Source organism: Paenibacillus aceris (assembly GCF_017874035.1).
Taxonomy (GTDB): domain Bacteria; phylum Bacillota; class Bacilli; order Paenibacillales; family NBRC-103111; genus Paenibacillus_E; species Paenibacillus_E aceris.
Map to the genome: position 1 here is coordinate 101,604 of NZ_JAGGKV010000018.1, position 13,416 is coordinate 115,019.

Sequence of the window (13,416 nt, forward strand, 5' to 3'; positions counted from 1 at the left end):
AAGGAGCGGTGTACGTCAAATCTTCCGGCATTTAGCTTCTATTTGTCGTTGTTCGCGCGTACCTACCCAAGGCCAATCCACCAGGATTGGTCTTTTTGTTCATGCTTCACCATTCAATTCATAGGAGGATTTCTCAAAACCATGCAAACAAAATCAAGAAAGACAAAGTTCACTAGTTTCTTGCTAGTCGTATTGGGTTTCGCACTCTATCTATTCATCAATGTACCTCAATCTGCGTACGCGATGCACATTATGGAAGGATTTCTCCCCATCGGCTGGGCGATCTTCTGGTGGGCGGCCTTCCTGCCCTTCTTCTTCCTCGGCGTTCGTTCATTGATCAAAATAACCAAAGAACATCCGGAGCTCAAAATTATGCTCGGCCTTGCCGGCGCCTTCACTTTCGTACTGTCGGCACTCAAAATCCCGTCGGTCACTGGGAGCAGCTCGCACCCCACTGGGACAGGCTTGGGTGCCGTGATGTTCGGACCGCTTCCGATGAGCGTCCTCGGCTCTATTGTTTTGCTTTTCCAAGCTGTCCTGCTTGCCCATGGCGGTCTTACGACACTAGGAGCAAACGCCTTCTCTATGGCTCTCTCCGGCCCCGTCGTCGGTTATCTCATCTATCGATCCATGATGAAAGCAACCGGCAAGCAAAAATGGTCGATTTTTATGGCGGCTGCGCTGGCTGACCTAACGACTTATGTCGTGACATCCATCCAGCTAGCCCTTGCTTTTCCTGCTGAGCATGGCGGGTTTGTCGCGTCCTTCTTGAAGTTTGGCGGTATTTTCGCGATTACCCAAATCCCGCTTGCAATCAGTGAAGGTATTCTAACGGTTTTGATTTGGAATTGGCTGCAAGCTTACAGCCCGAAAGAGCTTACGATTCTGCAGCATAAAATGAAAGGAGCATCCGAACTATGAAAACCCGTACAAAAAACATCCTCATGCTAGCCGCCGTTGTTGTGCTTGCCGTTTTCCCGCTCATTTTCGTCCAAGGCGAATTTGGTGGATCCGATGATGCCGCTGAAAAATTAATCCAAAGCATTCATCCTTCCTATACGCCTTGGTTCTCATCGCTATTTGAGCTCCCAGGCGAGACGGAAAGCATGCTGTTTGCATTACAAGCAGCCATCGGTGCAGGCTTCATCGGGTTTGCTTTCGGTTTTTTTAAAGGAAAAACGTCAAAACCCAAAAGCCAATGATGAAACAAATCGATTCACTTTCGTATATGAATGCTTTGCGCCCGTTATCTCCAATGTGGAAATGCGGTTTTGCGGTGATGATGATGATGCTCTCTTATCTCACACATCCAGCGGTTCAAGTCGCAATTGCGTGTTGGATGACGATATGGACAGTAGGCTACGCTCGAATCCCGGTCAAATATTATGCCACTTTGATCGGTGCTGCTTGTCTCTTTTTTGCTGCAAGTGTGCCCGCGTTAATTGTCGAGCTTCATCCTGTGAGGGGAGAGCTGACTCTCCCTCATGAGGTGGCCGCTTTCACCCTATTAAATTGGAAAGTGACCGTCACCTCGGCCGGTCTCCTGCTTGCCGCCAAGTTATTCCTTCGCATTCTAGCAAGCCTTACCTGTGTGAGCTTTATTTTGTTCAGCACACCTTTTTCTGAGCTGCTTCAAGTTCTGAAAAAAGTTCGTGTTCCCGCACTCGTGCTGGAAATTATGCAGATTATGTACCGGTTTCTGTTTATCCTCTTTGAAACGGTCCAGGACATGTATCTCGCTCAACAAGCCAGAGGCGGACAAACAGGCTTTAAAAACAGGCTCAAAGATACGGCCACACTCATTATGCAAATGTTTATGAAAACCATGCAGCAGTACAGATCGCTGTCCAATGGACTGATGTCCAGAGGCTTTACGGATGATATTCCGCTAGCCCCTTATCAAGGAAGCCCTGTTCCTTTGCGATACAAATTGGAGAGCTGCGTCGGTTTCATGCTCTTGCTGCTGCTGGAAATTTGGCTTCGCTTAAGTTGGAGGAACGTATGAGTATGAACCGTATTTTAGAAACCAAAGAAGTTAACTTTCGTTACTCTGGCTCGCAGTCCGATGCCTTGCGCAATTTAACTCTTCGAGTACCTGAGGGAAAAAAGACAGCCATATGCGGCCATAACGGGTCCGGCAAATCCACCCTATTTCTTCATGCCATCGGCATTCATTCGCCTTCTTCCGGTCAAGTTCTGTGGAGAAACGCACCGGTCTCCTACGGGCGCAAAGAACTTAAACAGCTGCGTCAGGACATCGGTGTTGTCTTCCAAGATCCGGAACAGCAGATTATCCTGAATACTCCCTATGAGGACGTCACATATGGACTCAGGAATGCCTCCGTTCCCGAACCTGAAATACAAAGGCGGACAGAAGCAATTCTGCGGACCATGCGGTTGGAGCATCTCGCGCATACTCCTATCCACCATTTGAGTTTAGGGCAAAAGAAACGAGTAGCTATTGCCGGTGTGCTCGTCCTTGAGCCGGACCTGCTGCTATTGGATGAGCCAACAGCTTATCTCGATCGAGTATCGGAACGAGAGCTTGTCGAAGAGCTTGAGCGCATTCATCGTCGAGGCATCACGTTGGTGATGGCTACGCATGATATGAATTTGGCTTACTCATGGGCTGACTGGATACTCGTGATGGATAAGGGGCAGTGCGTTATGGAAGGTACGCCTGGGGATGTTTTCGCGGATGAGGCAGCCATTAAAGTGCTAGGTTTGGAACGTCCCATGCTGCTCGACCTGTGGGAGGCACTGCCTGAAGCTAGCCGTCAAGGCCGCGAAGCGCCAAGAAATGTAGAGGATTTCAAAACGCTTCTGCAAAAAGTTTTTGCCTAATTATTAAAAAAGGAGCTTCCCCTAAGTCTTGAAAAGACCTAGGGACGCTCCTTTTTTCATTCTATTTAGACCGTTTTGCGAAGGCTTCGGCCAACGCTGCCATTTCCTGTCGGCACAAAGCTCTCGCCATAGCCGTAGGTCACCTGCTCCTCAAGTGGCAGCCCCTGGAGTAAATGCTCTCTCACCAACCGACGTCCGCTCTCCGGTGTCATCGCTTGATACCATGTCCCCTGCGGGTATACGACAACGACACAGGCATCTTCACAGCGGCCATTACACCTTGTCCTCGTCGTATGTATGAGGCTCTGCGCATCATGAAGCGCAATTTCATCTCGAATAGCCACAGTTGTCTCGTCCCCTAATTTCCTAAGACAGGATCCGCCATTACAAATCAATACATGATGCTTTACTGTTGATAAATCCCAAGTGCTCAACTTACACTCCCCTATCTCCCGTAGGTAAGTAATGAATCAAGAATAGGCAGGTCTCCTGGCTCCAGAATCCTCATCGAACGTCAGCCTTCCCAATCCATGGATCAGTGGCTAAAAGAGACGTAGACTCCTCTGTTACAGTGGCGGGACCGCGACGGCTTTGAACCGTTCTTCCCTTTTCAGCAACGCTTCGCGAACATGCACACGGCGTAAGCACCTATTTTGAATATATGATTGTCCGAGTTGATCTCAACTCTCTAGTAATCTTACTTGAATACGGAGATTCGCACAAGGAAAAAGCCGTCAACCAAATGGCTGCGGCTTCATTCAAATGCTTTATTTTAATATTCAAATTTACAGTTCTTACACAGAAGGCCGGTTAGGTTGATGATGACCAGGCTCAGTTGAATCTAAATTAGACTGGATGCGTGAAGATTGTTTCGAATGATCGATTGTGCTTTGCGCTTTTTGTTTCATACTTTTGTTTTTACCCATGATGGACTTTCTCCTCCTGTAAGTGGAATGATCACTTGATTAGTATGGAGTTTTGCCTTCCCAAATATGCTGTATATAGTATCCATAAGGTAAATGGGATAGTGATAAACATTGCCTGCAGTTAAGTTTTTTAAAATTTAGTGTTTACGGATAAATAGGTACGCTAAAGGAACTCCATTCCCTTATTTAAGCACATGGCACAATTTCGTAGGTTGGAGGGGAACTACAGGCTTTTATTCAACCTCCAGCGTCCAAATATATGTCAAAATAGCAAAATAGTGGACCCTAGTTCCCCCTAACCCGCTCAAAGGGCTGTTTGCGGCAAAATAGCGCCCTGTAGTTCCCCTACAATTCAGATATGTAAAAAAGCCTGCAGAGTTTGATCTCTGCAGGCTCTTGGTTGGTGCCATTAGACTTTAGTGCTTCTTGTGAGGCAAGTTACTGCCTGGCTGACCGTCACCTTGCGTCCTGAAATTCTTCGCGGCTTTCTTCTGCTTGTCGTGCAGCTTGCTAATGAAATGACTATCCATGAGCATTCGCCTCCTGAAGAAAGAATGGCACTACCTCTTTAGAATGTCACACTAGCTCAAGATTTAAACGCATGGCTAAATTTAGAATAGCGCCCCTGGCTTCAGCATCTGTTTTGACTTTTTCATACAGCGCTTCGAAATGGCTGCGCTTTTCAATAAATTCAGGTTCTGTTTTTATTGCGGTTTGCGTCCAATTGATCAGAACATTCTCGGCTTGTGTCAGTTCGTTATAGGCACGGTGCAGGCCGACGCGTTCGATGATTTCTTCCATTTCCGCCTGTCCGACTTCTTTGCCTTCCTCTTTCAATTCAGCAATTCGTTTATCTGCTTGATGACTAATTTGCACAAAATGCTCTCTTGAAGCTAAGTAATCGATTTGTGCTTTGGAATGCTTCTTTTTCATTGCCATCACCTTTACTGTTTAGTAAGTAATAATTAATTTATTCTAGCAGGCTTGAACGTAAAACACAAAATCTGCCAAAGACTGCCCCCGTTCCCCCTCGGACAGACATTATATACCACCATTTTGCATACCCTTTATCATCATGCTCTCTTCAAAAAGAAAGGAAGGAACGTCTATGTGCGGAATAACGGGTTGGATAGATTGGCGGAAAGACTTGACCGGGTACCCGTCCATTCTAGAAAATATGACGGAAACACTCCATTTGCGTGGACCAGATGCTTCTGGCACTTGGATCTCACAGCATTGTGCCCTCGGCCATCGACGTCTTAGTGTAATGGATCCGGAAAACGGTGCTCAGCCCATGGTCCGGAAACAAGGAGACTACACCTATACGATCGTATATAATGGCGAACTTTATAATGCCCCCGAGCTAAAAAAAGAGCTCGAACTGCGCGGTCATCATTTCCGCACAACCTGTGATACGGAAGTGCTGCTAGCTTCCTTCATTGAATGGGGGCGGGCTTGTGTAGACCGTCTCAATGGTATATTCGCATTTGCCGCATGGAATGATCAAGAGCAATCCCTCTACTTGGTCAGAGATCGGCTTGGCGTAAAGCCACTTTTTTATTCTCATCAGAACAGTGTTCTTCTATTCGGTTCTGAACCAAAAGCCATTCTTGCACATCCGGATTTCCAAGCAGAAGTCGGTGCAGAAGGCTTGGCTGAAATCTTTGCAGTTGGCCCCGCACGCACGCCCGGACACGGAATATATCGCAATATGTCGGAGCTGAAACCGGGACAATGCGCTGTTTTTGACCGCAATGGTTTATCCATTCGAACGTACTGGAAGCTGGAAAGCCAACCGCACCCGCATGATATTGACGCAACGGCGACTCAAGTTCAACAACTGCTAAGCGACACCTCCCAGCGCCAACTTGTTTCTGACGTACCTATCTGTACACTGCTATCCGGAGGCCTCGACTCCAGTGCCCTTACATCGCTCGCCGCCGAGCATTACAAAGAAAGCGGAAAAGGCGCTTTGCATACTTTTTCGGTTGATTACAAGGATAATGATAAGCACTTCAAAGCCAACCTGTTTCAACCGAATTCCGACGCCCCGTGGATTAAACGGATGACGGAGCATCTTGGCACCGAGCATCATTATATTGAGTTCGACACGCCTGAACTAGTGGAATCCCTGAAAACTGCCGTTTTTGCCCGGGATACGCCGGGAATGGCAGATGTTGATGGATCCCTTTATTTGTTTTGCCGTGAAATCAAAAAGGAAGCCACCGTTGCCATCTCTGGTGAAGCTGCAGATGAAATCTTCGGCGGGTACCCATGGTTCCACAACGAGGAAGCCTTGGCTGCAAACACATTCCCTTGGTCGCTAAAATTGCCTAACAGGGTCAATCTGCTGGCTCCCGATTTCGTGGATTGGATTAAGCCGGTCGAGTATGTCAGCAATCGGTATCAGCAAGCTTTAAGCGAAGTGCCGCGGCTTGCGGGTGAGACGCAGCAGCAAAATCGCATGCGGGAAATGTCTTACCTTAATATCACACGCTTCATGCCAACGCTGCTCGATCGCAAAGACCGTATGAGTATGGCAGTTGGACTTGAAGTACGGGTTCCTTTCTGCGATCATCGCCTCGTCGAATATGTGTGGAATATTCCTTGGGAAATAAAAACATCCGGCGATCGTGAAAAGGGCATTCTGCGAAAAGCGTTAAAAGGCGTTCTTCCCGATGATGTTCTGACACGTAAGAAAAGCCCGTATCCAAAAACACATAATCCTAATTACTTGGCAGCTGTGCGTAAATGGGTGCTGGAAATACTCGATGACCCCAGCTCCCCTCTGCTGCCATTCATTGATGTGAAAAAAATACGCGCACTCGCCAGCTCAGACACAAACGACTTCGATCTTCCATGGTTCGGCCAGTTGATGACAGGTCCCCAGCTGTTCGCCTATTTAGCACAAGTAGATACGTGGTTAAGAAGCTATAAAATATCGATCCGTTAATATAAAAAAGGCCTGCTATCCACTGCAATGTGGAAGCAGGTCTTTTCATTTAGGATTCGTTTTGATCAGGAAGCCTATCCAAAAATAATCGTAACGCTTTTGCCCGGTGACTGATTTCATTCTTCTCTTCCACCGTCAGCTCCGCCATCGTTCTTCCCAGAGCGGGAATATAAAACAAAGGATCATAGCCGAATCCGCTCTCCCCACGGTGTTCCGCGATGATGTAGCCCTTGCAGGAATCCTCAGCTTCTATGATCTCGTTGGCTACTGGGTCGATAAGCGCAAGCGCACAAACATAAGCAGCCTCGCTCAGAAGCTTAGGGTGGCCCACTTCCGCCGGCAGTCCCTCCGATGAGCCAATTTCGCTCAAAGCTTGAAGCAGCTTGGCGTTGTTATCTGCATCCGTTGCGCTTTCACCGGCATATCTAGCTGAGTAAACACCCGGAGCTCCGTCCAACTCCTTCACACATAAGCCCGAGTCGTCTGCAAGAACAGGAACATGGAGATGCGCGGAAATGATTTGCGCTTTGATCCGCGCATTCTCCGCAAACGTCGTTCCGCTTTCCACGATTTCCGGAAGCTCCGTATAATCAGCCAAGCTGCGAACTTTATAGCCTTTGGGACCGAAAAGACTTTCGAACTCCTTGACTTTGCCCTCATTTCGCGTTGCAATAACGACAATATTACTTCGTAGCCGCATGTTGTACACCTCGAATACGATCCGCAATAGGGCCCAGCACTTTACACTGCTCTTCAATCATCGTATGAATCCCTGTTTCCGCAAGGGCAAGCAGTTCATCCAATTCCTTGCGTGAAAAAGGAGCATCCTCGCCTGTACCTTGAATTTCCACAAATTGGCCTTGCCCTGTCATTACGACGTTCATATCCACTTTCGCCTGTGAATCCTCTTCATAGTTGAGATCAAGACGCGGTGTTTGACCAATAACGCCAACAGAGACAGAAGCCAAAAAGTCGTTTATCGGGAACTTCGCCAAGTTTTTATCTGTCGCCAGCTTGTTGATGGCAAACGCCATGGCAACGAATGCACCGGTAATCGAAGTCGTACGGGTGCCTCCATCTGCTTGGATGACATCACAGTCCAATGTAATGGATCTCTCACCTAGAGCCTCCAAGTTAACAACGGAACGAAGCGCACGGCCGATCAAACGCTGTATCTCCATGGTGCGTCCGCCAAGCTTGCCTTTGGCTGCTTCACGCTGATTTCTTACCTGTGTGGCGCGCGGCAGCATAGAATATTCAGCCGTTACCCAGCCTTTGCCTTGCCCTTTCATAAAAGGCGGGACACGTTCTTCAACAGTTGCCGTACAAATCACTTTGGTATCCCCGACCTCAATAAGCACCGAGCCTTCTGCATGTTTTATGTAATGGGGGGTTATTTTCATAGGGCGCAATTCTTCATTCGTTCTTCCGCCAATTCGCATAAATCGTGTTCTCCTCCTGTTGCTTCCAAGGGAAGCTTAATTCTCTCGCCCCATTGTAACAAAGTAGCCGGAGAAAAGCACCCTCGTCAAGTACAATGATGCCCGGCCTGATCAAAAGGATGAGAAAACCCCTTATGCAAAATTACTTTTTGCATAAGAGGTTCTATAGCTCGGTGCAAGCTGGTCACAGCTTCGCCGGATTAATATGAGCAGGTCTTGTAACAGGCTTGGTGTAATTCTGAGTACTATCCGAGGATGTAAATTTCACAGCGCCATCCACTTTAATCTGAACTTGCTTAAAGCCAGTATTCTCAGTTAAAGAAAGAATAACGGACTTCAGAGCATCTTCGGACGCTTTCTGATCTGCGCCAAGCAGCTTGTTCGAGAAGTCAACTGTAATTAAAGAATCCGCCGGATTAATGCTCTTCACTTCCGTTGCGGCATTCAGAACCCCAGCAAGCCCCTTCTTCTGATCAGGCCCTTTAATGAGCTGATCAACAACAGCTTTAGCTACATTGTCCGTTCTTTTGACCAACCTTGTAACAGGTACATAATATTTGTAGTTTTGATCGTTTTGATTCAAGAAATAGAGTGTGACCGGGGTAGATTGCCCGAACTCCGCATCTTCGGCCTTCTCTAGGTTAATCCCCATCGAACGCGCCAATGGCGTATCAAGCGGTGTTTTGCCTTTCGGCATTTCTTTGAGATCCTTACCTTCAACGCGAAGCTGCACTTTCTCTACCGTCGGGAAGTTCGTGAGATTCCACGTGATAGCTTCCAGTATTTTTCTTTCATTTTGCTGGTCATAGGTGAGAAACTCTTTAGAGAAATCAACGATGGCGCGTTTGTCTGATGTTACATTCAAGCTAATGACTTTTGTGCCCTTCGGCAGCAGAGCTTGGAATCCGGATGGAAGCAGACTTGAGACCGGACCGCCATCCACCATGTACTCCAGTGTCGTCTTTGCAACGGACACCGATTTCGGCAATCCCAGACTAAGCGGGGCGACGAAGCCTTTGGCATCTCTCACATACACGGTCATCTGTGATGAGTTATCGTCGATCATGTCGATTGTGACTGCAGCTGATGTCCTCTGAGCGTCAGCTTCCGCACCCGTGGTCGGAGGTGCATCAATGTCAGCTTTCTTCCCAGTGCCCAGGACCGAACATCCTGTGGTCAGCAAGGCAATCACCCCCGCGATAGCGGCTGAACGAATCCAATGTTGATGTTTCATGTGCTTATTTCCTCCTTCGAGTTTTCGCAGAAGCCTCTTCAGAAGCATCTGCCGCGTATTTCCTTCGGCATGGCCTGTACATTGCTTTTTCGTATTATTATGTATACGGGGCTTTGTCCGATTTATAACTACTTTCTGTCCACATTTCAAAAAAAGTGCAGAGAAATCGTTACGACCCCTTTTTCGATGAATCCCTGCCATTTTCGGCTTCTTAACTTGGTATGCTATACTTGTAAAATAGACAGATTCGATCTAACTGGAGGCGCTCAGATGAGAACATTCCTCAAAGACAAAACGCTCATTTTCAACGAATTCCGTGATGAAGTTTTCAGTCACTATCCCCAAGCTGTCATCGAAGAGGCTGTTGCCCGCCTACTCGTCGAAATCAAAGGGATCAAGAAAATTCCTTATGAGATGATCACAACGACTTTACTCGGTGTTTTAAGCAAAACCGAAACTTATAATGTTATGTCCACACTCATGGAGCTGCAAAAAAAGGTCAAACACGATTCCGAACTGTTGGCAAGCATGAAGGACCCTGCCTACAACGTGCATCGCACGATTGCCATGTCCATTTGCGGACTGTACGGCAGCGGCGCCGCTTCTCTCTTCGGCTTCATGGATTGTAAATTCCGGTTTTTCTTTCCAACGAAGCGCCCTAAATCGTTTATTTCAAAAGGGATCTGCGCAATCGTCGCCTCAACGGCTAGCGTGATCATTTCGGAGAATGTGAAAGTCGATTATACACAGCGGAATCTCGCAATGCTCGCAGAAAGAGGCGTCCAACTTGAGGATATGGTGGACATTCTCGATCAGCTTCAGCGTCCCTATAACCCGGACATGGAACGCAGCCTCTGCGAGGAGCACATTGTTGCGGTATTGCGCAAACAGCAGACCTTCCACGCCCTGCAGTTGGCACTCAAAATAGATACCGCCGTCGAAGCCGGTGAATTCAATCCGCAGTACAATCATATTGTCGGACAGGATGAAGGTCTTTTTGGAGTCGATGAAAGCATCGCAACCGCTGTTCCGCTCATGTATGGAACGATTGCACTTACGAATTTCGGATACCTTGACAAAGAGAAAATCGGGATCATTAAAGACCTTGACAGCGACCACTCCGAGGGAAAATGCAATACTTTTATTGACGATATGGTATGCGGTATTGTCGCGGCAGCCTGCGGACGGTTAGCGCATAATAATATTCCTACGTACAGTAAGCCGTTGAAGTAAGAAGCGTCGCTGCCGGGGAAGAAACTAGGGGAAAACAAAAAGTACATCAGATTCGCTTCATTCACCCGATTTTGGATTGTCCAAAACCCGGGATGAGCAGGCGGAATTTGATGTACTTTTTGCACGCTTTCCATTGAAAACTTGGAAAGCCGAATATTCACGCGTTAAGGCCCACGGCCATATATTGAAGAAGCTCCGCGGCAGGATCGATCTGCCGGATGCGTCCCTCCGCTTCCAACAGGATGAGGTGAGCGATCGTCTCCGACAGCGCGAACCTCATCTGATGCGTGCTGAGCCGGTCGCCAAAGGTCGCGCGGCACACCTCATAAGCGCTAAGCGGTGCGCTTAGCTGCTTTTCCATGAGCGCAAGCCGCTCATGATGATGGCGCACCAGTTCCTCGGTGCGTGCGCCAAAGCCAGACCACGGTTCCCGGTGCCCCGGGTAAGCCATCTTGACCTTCAGCCTGCCGATCTCCTGCAGGCTGCGAAGGTACTCGCCGAGCGGGTTTTCTTCCACCTGCGGGAGGAAGGAAACGTTCGGCGATATTTGCGGCAGGACATGGTCGCCGCAAAACACCACCTCCGCCTCGGCATCGTAGAAGACCAGGTGACCCGCGGCATGGCCGGGGGTCTCAATGGCTTCGTACATGCGGTCTCCGAGGCGCACGGGTCCTTCCCGCAGCAGCGTAACCTGCGGCTGCGGGGAAACCAATTCGACGAAGCTCACCATGTGCTTCGCCATCTCTTCCAGCCCGGCTTCCGGGAAGCCGTGCCGGGCAAAAAGCGTCAGGAGCCGCGCCGACAGCGGCTGCTCCGGCCCCCATAGGAGCTGCACTTGCGCGAATCCGGTCTCCGAGAGGAGAACCGGCGCGCCCGTGCGCTCCTGGAACCAACCCGCCATCCCGTAGTGATCGGGATGGTGGTGGGTGAGCACGATCTGCTCGACGTGCTCGAAGGCAATGCCGCGCTCCTGCAGCACCTGCAGCCAGAGCGCTTCGGCATCCGGGGTGTGCAGCCCCGGATCGATGACGGTGTACCCTTTGCTGCCGCAGATCAGGTAAGCATTCACCCAACGCAGCGGAAAGGGCAGCGGCACCTTCACTTGCGTAATCTCATCTGTATGTTCCGTCACGATGTTCATTTGTGCGTATTCATCCTTCCTTATGCCCTACAAAAATCATCCGGCCCGATTCATCGGCATCATATTCCTGCCCATCATAACCGCCGTATACGTGATCAATATGTAAACCTGCCTTTTGCAGCATCGCTTCAAACGCAGGCCGGTCATATAGTTTAACCTGTTCCAAATATTGCCGCTCAGGAGCTCCCTGCTTAGAAATCACAATCCGCTTGCGCACATAGCCATCTTCAATAGCTCTCGTTTCACGAATTTGAGTGTCTCCCTCCATCCGCTGAGATTGCGGAACTAGATGAGCTTGGACATGAACGGGATTCAAGAAATCAATAATGAAACGACCGTGCTTTTTTAAAAGCCGATTCATCTCATGAAACACCTTTTCATTCTGTTCGTCCTCATCGAAATACCCAAAAGAAGTAAATAAATTCACGACCGCATCAAACTGACGCTCAAGGGGAACTTCCCGCATGTCACCGTGTATCCAAGTCACTCGTTTCTGTTTGTCTAATTGTATGGCTTCCTTCAAAAGCACCTCAGACAAATCAACACCCGTGATTTCATACCCAAAATCAGCTAATGCCATGGAATGGCGCCCCATCCCGCAGCACAGGTCCAAAACCTCAGCTCCTTGCCGCAGCTCAAGCCAATCCATCATTTTTTTCACTTCATGATAAGCGCCCTGCATATCCCGATGCTTATAAACAAGCAAATAATCATTGCCAAAACTTTCTTGATACCAAGCCATTTCGTCACACCTTCAATTTCTAATTATGTTCGTTAGGAATTACATAAGAGTCCAATTTCTGCTTTACAATGCGCAATCCATCCCTTGCTTCCTCTTTGCTGAAGTTGCCTGCTTCCAACTGCACCTCTTCGATATCAAGTAATTTTTCATAAAAAATAATGCCTTGCCCTAGAAAATCCGGCTGATTGGGATGGTCCTCCATAAAATGGAACAATACATCCTCAACCTTTGCATAATCGCCTTGCTTTTCATAGTGAGAGAAGAGCAATCTTTTCAGATCCTCGGGAATCATCCATGCCTTAAGCCGGTCCAGACTCGTCTGAATTCGGGAAGAAATCTCTGCATTCTCCTCATCCTTCGGATCAACCTCGGAGGAAAGAGAGAGGTGAAGCAGTAAATCAAGGGATTTTACATAAACAGGGTAAGCCTCATCGGTTTGTTCATGCTGTCGCAGCAGATCTCCAGCTCCAACAAACATATCCCCAATAACCATCGCTTTCGCTACATCTAAATTTCCATGATAGGAAAGCAATTCTAAAATATCTTTGCTGGACAGAGCCTGTAAAGAGCGAAGATTGAGCCCAAGCAAATGCCTGCTCGCCTCATCCAATTGCTGCTGGGCATCCCCCAGTGGAATATGTTCCTTATTAAAAAGAATGCGATGCAGCACCTGCGTCATTTGCTCGATCTGCCGCATAAAATAATCACGTTTGAACATAAGAAAAGCCCCCTTTGCCCAAAAGAAATGCCTCATTTCAGCTTACCACGCCTCGAATAGAAACTCAAAAGCGGATACCGCCTATTTTTCCGTCTAGACCGCACCATTGGCAGCAGCCCTTCATAAACTAATTTTGACTGTATCCCTTAACCTTGTATTTCCCAATACCCGAGCAAGGAGGGG

General features: G+C 48.3%; 16 protein-coding genes and 1 riboswitch. Of the genes, 6 read left to right on the top strand and 10 right to left on the bottom strand.

All coding sequences use genetic code 11. The features are described from left to right. The first annotated feature begins 141 nt into the window (after positions 1 to 141). The 4 genes from J2Z65_RS26020 to J2Z65_RS26035 all read left to right on the top strand — a co-directional run bounded on the left by J2Z65_RS26020 (position 142) and on the right by J2Z65_RS26035 (position 2,844). Positions 142 to 921, top strand: a complete 780-nt coding sequence (locus J2Z65_RS26020; protein WP_167069050.1) for an energy-coupling factor ABC transporter permease — start codon at positions 142 to 144, stop codon at positions 919 to 921. Then, on the top strand, positions 918 to 1,202 hold the full coding sequence (locus tag J2Z65_RS26025; protein ID WP_167069046.1) for an energy-coupling factor ABC transporter substrate-binding protein: 285 nt from the start codon (positions 918 to 920) through the stop codon (positions 1,200 to 1,202). The genes J2Z65_RS26020 and J2Z65_RS26025 overlap by 4 nt, the downstream gene beginning before the upstream one ends. A gap of 77 nt (positions 1,203 to 1,279) precedes the next feature. Next, on the top strand, positions 1,280 to 2,005 hold the full coding sequence (cbiQ, locus tag J2Z65_RS26030; protein WP_240160108.1) for a cobalt ECF transporter T component CbiQ: 726 nt from the start codon (positions 1,280 to 1,282) through the stop codon (positions 2,003 to 2,005). Further along, positions 2,002 to 2,844, top strand: a complete 843-nt coding sequence (locus J2Z65_RS26035) for an energy-coupling factor ABC transporter ATP-binding protein (protein WP_338111835.1) — start codon at positions 2,002 to 2,004, stop codon at positions 2,842 to 2,844. The genes cbiQ and J2Z65_RS26035 overlap by 4 nt, the downstream gene beginning before the upstream one ends. Positions 2,845 to 2,909: 65 nt before the next feature. On the opposite strand, the gene J2Z65_RS26040 is transcribed toward J2Z65_RS26035, so the two are convergent. The 4 genes from J2Z65_RS26040 to J2Z65_RS26050 all read right to left on the bottom strand — a co-directional run bounded on the left by J2Z65_RS26040 (position 2,910) and on the right by J2Z65_RS26050 (position 4,703). Beyond that, positions 2,910 to 3,278 carry a (2Fe-2S) ferredoxin domain-containing protein gene (locus J2Z65_RS26040; protein WP_167069040.1) on the bottom strand — a complete coding sequence of 123 codons (369 nt, stop codon included), beginning with the start codon at positions 3,276 to 3,278 and terminating at the stop codon, positions 2,910 to 2,912. A gap of 28 nt (positions 3,279 to 3,306) precedes the next feature. Beyond that, positions 3,307 to 3,511: riboswitch (cobalamin riboswitch) on the bottom strand. A 127-nt stretch (positions 3,512 to 3,638) separates the two neighbouring features. Next, positions 3,639 to 3,770, bottom strand: coding sequence for a hypothetical protein (locus J2Z65_RS35770; protein ID WP_275691097.1), 132 nt, complete (start codon positions 3,768 to 3,770; stop codon positions 3,639 to 3,641). A 416-nt stretch (positions 3,771 to 4,186) separates the two neighbouring features. Next, positions 4,187 to 4,300 (bottom strand): DUF4023 family protein, encoded by a 114-nt coding sequence (locus tag J2Z65_RS26045; protein WP_167069037.1) that lies wholly within the window; start codon positions 4,298 to 4,300, stop codon positions 4,187 to 4,189. A 46-nt stretch (positions 4,301 to 4,346) separates the two neighbouring features. Next, a complete protein-coding gene (locus tag J2Z65_RS26050; RefSeq protein ID WP_167069034.1) occupies positions 4,347 to 4,703 on the bottom strand; it encodes a hypothetical protein in 357 nt (118 codons plus the stop codon). Positions 4,704 to 4,878: 175 nt separating this feature from the next. On the opposite strand from J2Z65_RS26050, the gene asnB reads away from it, so the two are divergent. Further along, positions 4,879 to 6,723, top strand: a complete 1,845-nt coding sequence (gene asnB / locus J2Z65_RS26055; RefSeq protein ID WP_167069031.1) for an asparagine synthase (glutamine-hydrolyzing) — start codon at positions 4,879 to 4,881, stop codon at positions 6,721 to 6,723. 49 nt (positions 6,724 to 6,772) lie between these two features. On the opposite strand, the gene J2Z65_RS26060 is transcribed toward asnB, so the two are convergent. From J2Z65_RS26060 to J2Z65_RS26070, 3 genes are all read right to left on the bottom strand, one after another. Next, on the bottom strand, positions 6,773 to 7,423 hold the full coding sequence (locus J2Z65_RS26060; protein ID WP_167069028.1) for an XTP/dITP diphosphatase: 651 nt from the start codon (positions 7,421 to 7,423) through the stop codon (positions 6,773 to 6,775). Next, positions 7,407 to 8,165, bottom strand: a complete 759-nt coding sequence (rph, locus tag J2Z65_RS26065; RefSeq protein ID WP_167069025.1) for a ribonuclease PH — start codon at positions 8,163 to 8,165, stop codon at positions 7,407 to 7,409. Before rph ends, J2Z65_RS26060 begins: the two co-directional genes overlap by 17 nt. Before the next feature lie 184 nt (positions 8,166 to 8,349). Next, positions 8,350 to 9,399 (bottom strand): GerMN domain-containing protein, encoded by a 1,050-nt coding sequence (locus J2Z65_RS26070; protein ID WP_167069022.1) that lies wholly within the window; start codon positions 9,397 to 9,399, stop codon positions 8,350 to 8,352. 270 nt (positions 9,400 to 9,669) lie between these two features. Here J2Z65_RS26070 and J2Z65_RS26075 point away from each other — a divergent pair, with 270 nt between their 5' ends. Further along, on the top strand, positions 9,670 to 10,632 hold the full coding sequence (locus tag J2Z65_RS26075; protein WP_167069019.1) for a phosphatidylglycerophosphatase A family protein: 963 nt from the start codon (positions 9,670 to 9,672) through the stop codon (positions 10,630 to 10,632). A 157-nt stretch (positions 10,633 to 10,789) separates the two neighbouring features. On the opposite strand, the gene J2Z65_RS26080 is transcribed toward J2Z65_RS26075, so the two are convergent. The 3 genes from J2Z65_RS26080 to J2Z65_RS26090 are packed head-to-tail and all read right to left on the bottom strand — an operon-like array spanning position 10,790 to position 13,233. Next, a complete protein-coding gene (locus tag J2Z65_RS26080; RefSeq protein WP_167069016.1) occupies positions 10,790 to 11,773 on the bottom strand; it encodes an MBL fold metallo-hydrolase in 984 nt (327 codons plus the stop codon). 10 nt (positions 11,774 to 11,783) lie between these two features. Further along, the gene (locus tag J2Z65_RS26085) at positions 11,784 to 12,515 is read right to left on the bottom strand and encodes a class I SAM-dependent methyltransferase (RefSeq protein WP_167069014.1); all 732 of its coding nucleotides are present in this window, start codon (positions 12,513 to 12,515) and stop codon (positions 11,784 to 11,786) included. Between the two features lie 19 nt (positions 12,516 to 12,534). Continuing rightward, the gene (locus tag J2Z65_RS26090; protein ID WP_167069011.1) at positions 12,535 to 13,233 is read right to left on the bottom strand and encodes a DUF6483 family protein; all 699 of its coding nucleotides are present in this window, start codon (positions 13,231 to 13,233) and stop codon (positions 12,535 to 12,537) included. Between the last annotated feature and the right edge of the window lie 183 nt (positions 13,234 to 13,416).